9 protein-coding genes and 1 pseudogene are annotated in these 8659 nt (G+C 69.8%); 5 read left to right on the top strand and 5 right to left on the bottom strand.

The genetic code is table 11. The features are described 5' to 3' along the window. On the bottom strand, positions 1-430 hold a 430-nt coding region (locus G6048_RS44825), incomplete at its 3' end, for an MBL fold metallo-hydrolase (RefSeq protein ID WP_165345375.1). Positions 431-657: 227 nt separating this feature from the next. Here G6048_RS44825 and G6048_RS44820 point away from each other — a divergent pair. Both G6048_RS44820 and G6048_RS44815 read left to right on the top strand, forming a co-directional pair. Continuing rightward, positions 658-2121 (top strand): aldehyde dehydrogenase, encoded by a 1464-nt coding sequence (locus G6048_RS44820; RefSeq protein ID WP_165345374.1) that lies wholly within the window; start codon positions 658-660, stop codon positions 2119-2121. A gap of 3 nt (positions 2122-2124) precedes the next feature. After that, the gene (locus tag G6048_RS44815; protein WP_033324547.1) at positions 2125-2358 is read left to right on the top strand and encodes a ferredoxin; all 234 of its coding nucleotides are present in this window, start codon (positions 2125-2127) and stop codon (positions 2356-2358) included. Positions 2359-2399: 41 nt separating this feature from the next. On the opposite strand, the gene G6048_RS44810 is transcribed toward G6048_RS44815, so the two are convergent. Further along, on the bottom strand, positions 2400-3176 hold the full coding sequence (locus G6048_RS44810) for a TetR family transcriptional regulator (protein ID WP_235991084.1): 777 nt from the start codon (positions 3174-3176) through the stop codon (positions 2400-2402). Positions 3177-3397: 221 nt separating this feature from the next. Here G6048_RS44810 and G6048_RS44805 point away from each other — a divergent pair, with 221 nt between their 5' ends. The 3 genes from G6048_RS44805 to G6048_RS44795 are packed head-to-tail and all read left to right on the top strand — an operon-like array spanning position 3398 to position 6716. After that, on the top strand, positions 3398-4864 hold the full coding sequence (locus G6048_RS44805) for a glycosyltransferase family 4 protein (protein ID WP_165345373.1): 1467 nt from the start codon (positions 3398-3400) through the stop codon (positions 4862-4864). Beyond that, the gene (locus G6048_RS44800; protein ID WP_165345372.1) at positions 4858-5631 is read left to right on the top strand and encodes a class I SAM-dependent methyltransferase; all 774 of its coding nucleotides are present in this window, start codon (positions 4858-4860) and stop codon (positions 5629-5631) included. The genes G6048_RS44805 and G6048_RS44800 overlap by 7 nt, the downstream gene beginning before the upstream one ends. Next, positions 5628-6716: a prenyltransferase/squalene oxidase repeat-containing protein gene (locus tag G6048_RS44795; protein ID WP_165345371.1), complete on the top strand. Its 1089-nt coding sequence runs from the start codon at positions 5628-5630 to the stop codon at positions 6714-6716. Before G6048_RS44800 ends, G6048_RS44795 begins: the two co-directional genes overlap by 4 nt. Positions 6717-6749: 33 nt before the next feature. On the opposite strand, the gene G6048_RS44790 is transcribed toward G6048_RS44795, so the two are convergent. The 3 genes and pseudogenes from G6048_RS44790 to G6048_RS44780 all read right to left on the bottom strand — a co-directional run. Next, positions 6750-7040, bottom strand: coding sequence for a hypothetical protein (locus G6048_RS44790; protein WP_165345370.1), 291 nt, complete (start codon positions 7038-7040; stop codon positions 6750-6752). A 55-nt stretch (positions 7041-7095) separates the two neighbouring features. Next, complete coding sequence (locus tag G6048_RS44785) at positions 7096-8115, bottom strand: LLM class F420-dependent oxidoreductase (protein ID WP_165345369.1); 1020 nt, start codon at positions 8113-8115, stop codon at positions 7096-7098. A 114-nt stretch (positions 8116-8229) separates the two neighbouring features. Next, a pseudogene (locus G6048_RS44780) lies at positions 8230-8659 on the bottom strand (hypothetical protein); the annotation flags it as partial.

The raw sequence follows: 8659 nt of genomic DNA, 5'->3' as shown, positions 1-8659 counted from the left end.
GGGTACGGGGGTGGGCCGTACGCAGCGGCGCCACGTGTTCCTCGGGCGCACCGGCGGCCGTGAGCTTGTCCGTCATGTACGTGAACCAGCGCTCCGGCCGCGTCCCGCGCGTGCGCCGGACGATCGAGGCGTCCGCCTCGTGCATCGCGACCCAGGCGCCGGAGGCCTCCCGTACCTTGCCGGACAGCCCGTGATGGTCGGGGTGGTGATGAGTGATCACCACCCCGTGGATCTCGGATGTCGAAGTGCCGCACGCGGTAAGGCCGTTGGCCAGGGTCTCCCAGGACGCCGGGTCGTCCCAGCCCGTGTCGACCAGGACCGGGCCGCGGTCGGTGTCGAGGACATACACCAGTGTGTAGCCGAGCGGGTTGTCAGGGATGGGGACCCTGATGGACCGTACGCCCCCGCCGTGGTCGGTCACCTGTGTCATGGATTCCCCGTCCTGGTCCGCATCCGGGCTCCTCTTCGCTCCTCTTCGGCATGGCCATTGCCCATGATAACTAGAACTGGTATCAGTTCCTCGTGTATCTGAAACAGCGTCAGGAATGCCCGACGTAACAAGATCACCAACTGAGATCGCCAAACTGAGATCACCAACTGAGATCAGTAACTGGATCAGCAACTGGGATCGCCCGGCTCCGCAGGAGGCAGTCGCTCATGACCGAGCTCGTGGAACACGGACAGCTGTTCATCGGCGGGGTGTTGACGGACCCCCTGGGCCAGGACGTCATCGAGGTGGTCTCGCCGCACACGGAAGAGGTCATCGGGAGGGTGCCGCACGCCTCGCCGGCCGATGTGGACCGGGCGGTCGCGGCGGCGCGTACGGCCTTCGACGAGGGGCCCTGGCCGCGGATGACCCTCGACGAGCGGATCGAGGTCATCAGCCGCATCAAGGACGCGTTCGCCGTACGGCACGAGGAGATCGCCCGCGTCATCTCCTCCGAGAACGGCACCCCGTACACCTCCTCCGTGATGGTGCAGGCGCTCGCCTCGATGTTGGTGTGGGACTCGGCGATCACCACCGCGCGCGGCTTCACGTACGAGGAGCAGCGCGACGGTGTCCTCGGGAAGATCCTGGTGCGGCGCGAACCCGTCGGGGTGGTCGCGGCCGTCGTGCCGTGGAACGTGCCGCAGTTCACCGCCGCCGCCAAGCTCGCTCCCGCGCTGCTGGCGGGCTGCACCGCGATCCTCAAGGTGTCACCCGAAACCCCCCTCGACGCCTACCTGTTGGCGGAGATCGCCGCCGAGGCCGGGCTGCCGGAGGGCGTGCTGTCGATCCTGCCCGCCGACCGGGAGGTCAGCGAGTACCTGGTGGGGCACGAGCGCGTCGACAAGGTGTCCTTCACCGGGTCCGTCGGGGCCGGAAAGCGCGTCATGGAGGTCTGCTCGCGCAACCTCACCCGCGTCACCCTCGAACTGGGCGGCAAGTCGGCCGCGGTGATCCTGCCGGACGCCGACGCGGCGACGGCCGTGGGCGGCATCGCGCCCTTCGCCTGGATGATCAACGGACAGGCGTGCGTCGCCCAGACCCGCATCCTCGTGCCGCAAACCCGCTACGACGAGTTCGCCGAGGCCTTCGCCGCCACCGCGGGCGCGTTGAAGGTCGGCGATCCCCTCGACCCGGCCACCGAGGTGGGCCCGCTGGTCGCCCGGCGCCAGCAGCAGCGTTCCCTCGACTACATACGGATCGGCCAGGAGGAGGGCGCCAAGATCCTCACCGGCGGCGGGCGTCCGGCCGGCATCGACAAGGGCTGGTACGTCGAGCCGACGCTCTTCGGCGATGTCGACAACTCCATGCGGATCGCCCGCGAGGAGATCTTCGGGCCGGTCATCTGCCTCATCCCGTACGGCGACGAGAGCGAGGCCGTGAAGATCGCGAACGACTCGGAGTACGGGCTGAGTGGCAGTGTGTGGACGGCGGACGTCGAGCGCGGCATCGAGGTCGCGCGTCAGGTCCGTACGGGCACGTACTCCGTCAACACCTTCAGCCTCGACATGCTCGGCCCGTTCGGCGGTTACAAGAACTCCGGTCTGGGGCGGGAGTTCGGGCCCGAGGGGTACGGCGAGTACTTCGAGCACAAGATGATCCACCTGCCCAACGGCTACGAGGGTGAGGCTTAGAAGATGGGTGACCGCTGGCACATCGAGGTCGACCGCTCGGTCTGCATCGGCTCGTCCCAGTGCGTCAACCAGGCACCTCACGCCTTCCACCTCGACTCCGCCCGTCAGTCCCATCCCCTGGACCCGGACACGGACGCCAACGAGAAGGTCCTGGAGGCGGCGGAGGGCTGCCCGGTGGAGGCGATCATGATCAGCCTGGTGGGGTCGGGGGAGCCGGTGTTTCCGCCTGAGGAGTGACCATCGCTCGGGCTGACTCCCGCATGGCAGCCATGCGGGAGTCAGCCCTCGTCGCGCGGCTCGGTCAGGTCGATCAAGCGGCACACCGTCTCGATGTCGATCTTGACCTGGGCGATGGAGGCGCGGCCCGAGAGCCAGGTGATGAGGGCCGAGTGCCAGGTGTGGCCGATCACGCGGACCGCGGAGAGCTGGTCGGGGGTGGGGTCGCCCAGGCCCATGGCGTCCAGGATGATCATGGTGGTCTGGCGGGACACCTGATCCACCTCCGGGCTGACGCTGCGGTCCGCGAACGTGAGGGCGCGGACCATGGCGTCGGCGAGGTGCGGCTCGCGCTGGAGGGCGCGGAAGGCGCGCATCAGGGTCTCGGCGACGCGTTCCGCCGCCGTGTCGCCGGCCGGGGGCTTCTTGCGGAGGGTGCCGTGCATGTGGGCGAGCTGGTCCTGCATCGTGGCGACGAGCAGGTGGATCTTCGACGGGAAGTAGCGGTACAGCGTGCCGAGGGCGACCTGCGAGGACTCCGCCACCTCGCGCATCTGCACCGCGTCGAAACCGCCCCGGCTGGCAAGCTGCGCACTGGCGTGAAGGATGCGCCGCCGCCGGGCCTCCTGCCGCTCGGTGAGCGGCGGCGAGTCCGACTGGAGCGTTCGTACCACCGCTTGCGCGCTCTTCGCGGCGGCGGGCTTGGCGGCGGGTTTCTCGGCATCCGTGGCCGAGCGCCTGGCCTTCGTCGCCGACTGCGCGGTGGCCGGCTGCGCGGTGGCCGGCCGCTCGGTCGTCGGCTGCGCGGTCTTCGCCGGTGGGGTGGCTTCCGCTGGCATGTGTCCCGTTCCGTGACGTTCGTGCAAAAGGGTCGGGTGGGGGCGGGGTGAGCGACAGCAGAGTAGGGCCTCGCCGTGGCGCGAATCACCCGATCCACCGCTCACAGAAGGGCTACCTGCCGGTAGATTCAGTGCTCCCTGAACGATCAACTCTGAAACTTGTTCTAGATTACCGTCCCGAAGTAATCTCGCGGGAAACTGCTGGAAGAAGGGGGCCCGGAGTGACCGCTGAGGCCATGGAGGCGGGTCCCGAGGAGGGCTCGGCCGCCGACGGCGACCGACCGTTGCGCATAGCGCTCCTCACCTACAAAGGGAACCCGTTCTGCGGCGGCCAGGGCGTCTACGTACGGCACCTCTCGCGCGAACTCGCCCGCCTCGGTCACCGGATCGAGGTCATCGGCGCCCAGCCGTATCCCGTACTCGATGTGGACGTACTCGGTGCGCATGAAGGCCGGGGCGGACTCGGGGGCCGGAGCGGGCCCGGACGGCTCTCCCTCACCGAGCTGCCCAGCCTCGACCTGTACTGCCCCGAGGACCCCTTTCGCACCCCGAGCCCGGGCGAGTTCCGTGACTGGATCGACGCCCTCGAGGTCGGCACGATGTGGACCGGCGGCTTCCCCGAGCCGCTGACCTTCTCGCTGCGCGCCCGGCGCCATCTCCGCGCCCGCCGCGGCGAGTTCGACGTCGTGCACGACAACCAGACCCTCGGCTACGGACTGTTGGGCGACATCGGCGCCCCCCTCGTCACGACGATCCACCACCCCATCACCGTGGACCGCCAGTTGGAGCTGGACGCGGCGAACGGCTGGCGCGAGCGCGCCTCCAAACGCCGCTGGTACGCCTTCACCCGCATGCAGAAACGCGTCGCCCGCCGCCTCCCCTCCGTCCTCACCGTCTCCGGCACCTCCCGCCAGGAGATCGTCGACCAGCTCGGCGTACGCGACGAACGCATCCACGTCGTGCACATCGGCGCCGACACCGACCTCTTCTCGCCGGATCCGTCCGTGCCGCAGACGCCGGGGCGGATCGTCACGACATCCAGCGCGGACGTGCCGTTGAAAGGGCTCGTCTTCCTCCTCGAGGCGCTCGCCAAGGTGCGCACCGAGCACCCCGCCGCGCACCTCGTCGTCGTCGGCAAGCGCGCCGAGGACGGACCGGTCGCCCAGGCCATCGAGCGGTACGGGCTCGAAGGCGCCGTCGAGTTCGTAAAGGGGATCTCGGACGAGGAACTGGTCGACCTTGTACGGTCCGCCGAGGTCGCCTGCGTGCCCTCGCTGTACGAGGGCTTCTCGCTGCCCGCCGCGGAGGCGATGGCGACGGGGACGCCGCTCGTCGCCACCACCGGCGGGGCGATTCCCGAGGTGGCGGGGAGGGACGGTGAGACGTGCCTGGCCGTCCCGCCGGGTGACTCCGGGGCGCTGGCCGCCGCCCTGAGCAGGCTTCTCGGCGACCCCTCGCTGCGTGCGCGGCTCGGGTCCGCCGGGCGTGCGCGGGTCCTTGAGCGGTTCACCTGGGCGCGGGCGGCCGAGGGGACGGTGGCGCGGTACCGCGAGGCGATCGCCGCGGGCGGGGGAGCGCAACGGCCCACCGCTGTACGGGCTGTTGAAGCCGAAGCCGGCGAACAAGTACCCGCAGAAGCAGCCGCAGAAGTAGTCGTAACCGATCGTGAAAGCAGGGCCACGTGCTGACCGTCGACTTCTCCCGGTTCCCGCTCGCCCCGGGCGACCGCGTACTGGACCTCGGGTGCGGAGCCGGCCGGCACGCCTTCGAGTGCTACCGGCGCGGAGCGCACGTCGTGGCGCTGGACCAGAACGCCGAGGAAATCAGCGAGGTCGCCACCTGGTTCGCCGCGATGAAGGAGGCGGGGGAGGCGCCGGAGGGGTCGAGCGCCGTCGCCATGGAGGGCGACGCGCTTCAACTCCCGTTCCCCGACGAGTCGTTCGACGTCGTGATCATCTCCGAGGTCATGGAGCACATACCCGATGACAAGGGCGTACTCGCGGAGATGGTGCGCGTGCTGAAGCCGGGCGGGCGGATCGCCGTCACGGTCCCGCGCTACGGGCCCGAGAAGGTGTGCTGGGCGCTGTCCGACGCGTATCACGAGGTCGAGGGCGGCCACATCCGCATCTACAAGGCCGATGAACTTCTGGGCAGAATGCGCGAGGCGGGCCTGAAGCCGTACGGCACGCATCACGCCCACGCGCTGCACTCGCCGTACTGGTGGCTGAAGTGCGCGTTCGGCGTCGACAACGACAAGGTGCTGCCGGTGCGGGCGTATCACAAGCTTCTGGTCTGGGACATCATGAAGAAGCCGCTGGCCACACGGGTCGCCGAGCAGGCGCTGAACCCGTTGATCGGCAAGTCCTTCGTGGCGTACGCGACCAAGCCGCATCTGCCGGTCGAAGCCGCTGAAGCCGCCGCAGCCGACGCCGACGCCTCGGTGGACGCTTCGTGACGACGCCCCGTACGGAACACCTCGTCCTGTCCGGCGTGCTCACCGCGGAGCAGGCCGCCGAGACGGTGCGGGGCATCCTCGCCGTGCAGCGCCCGGACGGCGCCATTCCGTGGTTCCGCGGGCATCACCTCGACCCGTGGGACCACATCGAGGCCGCGATGGCGCTGGACGCGGCGGGCGAGCACGAGGCCGCCGAGCGGGCGTACGACTGGCTGGCCCGGCATCAGAACGAGGACGGCTCCTGGTACGCGGCGTACGCCGACGGGGACGCCGCCGACGTCACCGACCGCGGCCGGGAGACCAACTTCTGCGCATACGTCGCCGTCGGCGTCTGGCACCACTATCTGGCGACCGGCGACGACACCTTCCTGGACCGGATGTGGCCCACCGTCTCCTCCGCCATGGAGTTCGTGCTGCGGCTCCAGCTGCCGGGCGGGCAGATCGGCTGGCGGTGCGAGGGCGACGGGACCGGGAGCGGAACCGGGGCCGGGTCCGATGAGGCGTTGCTGACCGGGAGTTCGTCCGTCCACCATGCCCTGCGCTGCGCGCTCGCGATCGCCGAGGAGCGGGAAGAGGCGCAGCCGGACTGGGAGTTGGCGGTGGGGACGCTGCGGCATGCGATACGGCGGCATCCGGAGCGGTTCCTCGACAAGAGCCGTTACTCCATGGACTGGTACTACCCCGTGCTGGGCGGAGCGCTCACCGGGGCCGAGGCGAAGGAACGTATCGAACGGGACTGGGATCGCTTTGTGGTGCCGGGCGTCGGCGTACGGTGCGTCGTGCCCAACCCGTGGGTGACGGGCGGCGAGTCCGCCGAACTCGCCCTGGCGCTCTGGGCCGTGGGCGAGTCCGACCGGGCCCTGGAGATCCTCCAGTCCATCCAGCACCTGCGCGACCCGCAGACCGGGCTGTACTGGACGGGCTACGTCTTCGAGGACCAGGCCGTCTGGCCCGAGGAGCTGACCGCGTGGACGGCGGGCTCGCTGCTGCTCGCCGTCGCGGCGCTGGGCGGGGACGAGGCGACGTGTGCGGTGTTCAGCGGGGAGCGGTTGCCTTGGGGGCTGGACGCCGACTGCTGTTCGTGACGTCTCGTTCGTAGCGGCTTGCGTGTGGGCGCCTCAGTGATGGCGGTACATGCGGTTGGCGATCACATGGCCCAAGAAGAGGTACACGACGGCGGCCAGGCCGTACCCGGCGACGACTCGGGCCCAGCCCTCGTCGAACGTGAACAGGTCGTGTGACCAGCCGGCGAGCCAGCGGGCCGCGTCCTGGATGAACTGCACGAAGTCGTTCGCCCGGTTCGCGTCCAGCAGGTACATCAGGATCCACAGGCCGATGATCGACGCCATGATGTCGGCGACGATCGCGATGGCCCTGCCTGCCTGGTTACTGCGAGATCGAGGGGACATGCTCAACGAGTGCCCCTTGAATCCTGAATGAAACCGCCAGAGGGTTCGATGTCCCTTATGCCGAGGTCTCGTTGAGCTCCGCCAGGACTTGGAGGGTGCGGCGGTCGGGGGACAGAACCAGCAGGTCTGTCACCGGGCCTTTCCGCCACAACTCCAGGCGTTCGGCGATGCGTTCGCGAGGGCCGACGAGGGAGATCTCGTCGGCGAAGGCGTCGGGGACGGCGAGGACGGCCTCCTCGCGGCGGCCCTCCAGGAACAGGTCCTGGATTCGCCGCGCCTCCTCCTCGTATCCCATGCGCGCCATGAGGTCGGCGTGGAAGTTGCGCTTTGCGTGGCCCATGCCGCCGATGTAGAAGCCGAGCATCGTCTTTACGGGGAGCAAGCCTTCCGATACGTCGTCGCAGACTCTGGCCTGGGCCATGGGGGCGATGAGGAAGCTTTCGGGTGCGTCGGTCAGGGACGCCTCGTATACGTCGGGACGCAGGGGCGACCAGTACAGCGGCAGCCAGCCGTCCGCGATGCGGGTCGTCTGCGCGATGTTCTTCGGGCCCTCCGCGCCCAGGAGGATGGGGAGTTCGGGGCGCAGGGGGTGCGTGATGGGCTTGAGGGGTTTGCCCAAGCCTGTGGCGTCGGGGCCCTGGTACGGGTGGGTGTGGAAACGGCCGTTCAGCTCAACGGGGGCCTCGCGGCGGAGGACTTGGCGTACGACATCGACGTACTCCCTCGTCGCCGTGAGCGGTGACTTCGGGAACGGGCGGCCGTACCAGCCCTCCACGACCTGCGGGCCCGAAAGACCGAGGCCGAGCATCATGCGGCCGCCCGAGAGGTGGTCGAGGGTGAGGGCGTGCATGGCGGTCGTGGTGGGGGAGCGGGCGGCCATCTGGGCGACTGCCGTGCCGAGTTTGATACGGGACGTGTGCGCCGCGATCCACGTCAGCGGGGTGAAGACGTCGGAGCCCCAGGACTCGGCGGTCCACACGGAGTCGTAGCCGAGGCGTTCCGCCTCCTGCGCCAGCGGGACGTGGGCCGGGTTGGGGCCGCGTCCCCAGTAGCCGAGTGCGAGACCGAGTCGCATGAGCCGCCGCCTCCTCGTTACCTGACGGATCGTCAGCCTTCAGTTGAGACGGTGACTGTACGACAACGGCCCCTCGCTCGGAAGAGCGAGGGGCCGTGCGTGGAAGCGGAGGGTTCAGCCGCGCTGGATTCCGCTGGTGTCCTGCAGTACGCCTCGGCGGCCGTCCTGCGTCTGGGCCACCAGGCCGGGGCCGCGCTGCTCGACGGCCAAGTACCAGGTACCGGGCGCCAGTTCGGCGATCGGCGTCGGGGAGCCGTCCTCGCCGTACAGCGGACGGGGCACGGGCACCGCGAACCAGAACGGCGAGAAGTCCGCGGCGGGCGGCTGCTGCGCCTGCGGGGCCTGGGCCTGCTGCGGCTGGGGCTGCTGCTGACCGGGCTGCGGGCCGCCCTGCGCACCGAACGGCTGGCCCGGCTGCGGCTGTCCCGGCTGACCGCCGAACGGCTGGCCCTGGCCCGGCTGGCCCTGGGCGCCGGGCGCGCCCGGGTAGCCGTAACCACCCTGCGGCTGGGCGCCGTAGGGCTGGGGGGCGGCTGGCTTGGGG

Origin of the sequence: Streptomyces ureilyticus (assembly GCF_011045025.1) — a bacterium.
In the GTDB taxonomy this organism is placed as follows: Bacteria; Actinomycetota; Actinomycetes; order Streptomycetales; family Streptomycetaceae; genus Streptomyces; species Streptomyces ureilyticus.
Note: the sequence above shows the minus strand (reverse complement) of the source record. Positions and strands in the feature narration are given on the sequence as shown.

Excerpts from the sequence above, each read along its gene's own strand:
- G6048_RS44785 (WP_165345369.1), bottom strand. The coding sequence starts at position 8,115 with ATGCGACTCGGTCTCGCACTCGGCTACTGGGGACGCGGCCCCAACCCG.
- G6048_RS44815 (WP_033324547.1), top strand. The coding sequence starts at position 2,125 with ATGGGTGACCGCTGGCACATCGAGGTCGACCGCTCGGTCTGCATCGGC.
- G6048_RS44790 (WP_165345370.1), bottom strand. The coding sequence starts at position 7,040 with ATGTCCCCTCGATCTCGCAGTAACCAGGCAGGCAGGGCCATCGCGATC.
- G6048_RS44820 (WP_165345374.1), top strand. The coding sequence starts at position 658 with ATGACCGAGCTCGTGGAACACGGACAGCTGTTCATCGGCGGGGTGTTG.
- G6048_RS44810 (WP_235991084.1), bottom strand. The coding sequence starts at position 3,176 with ATGCCAGCGGAAGCCACCCCACCGGCGAAGACCGCGCAGCCGACGACC.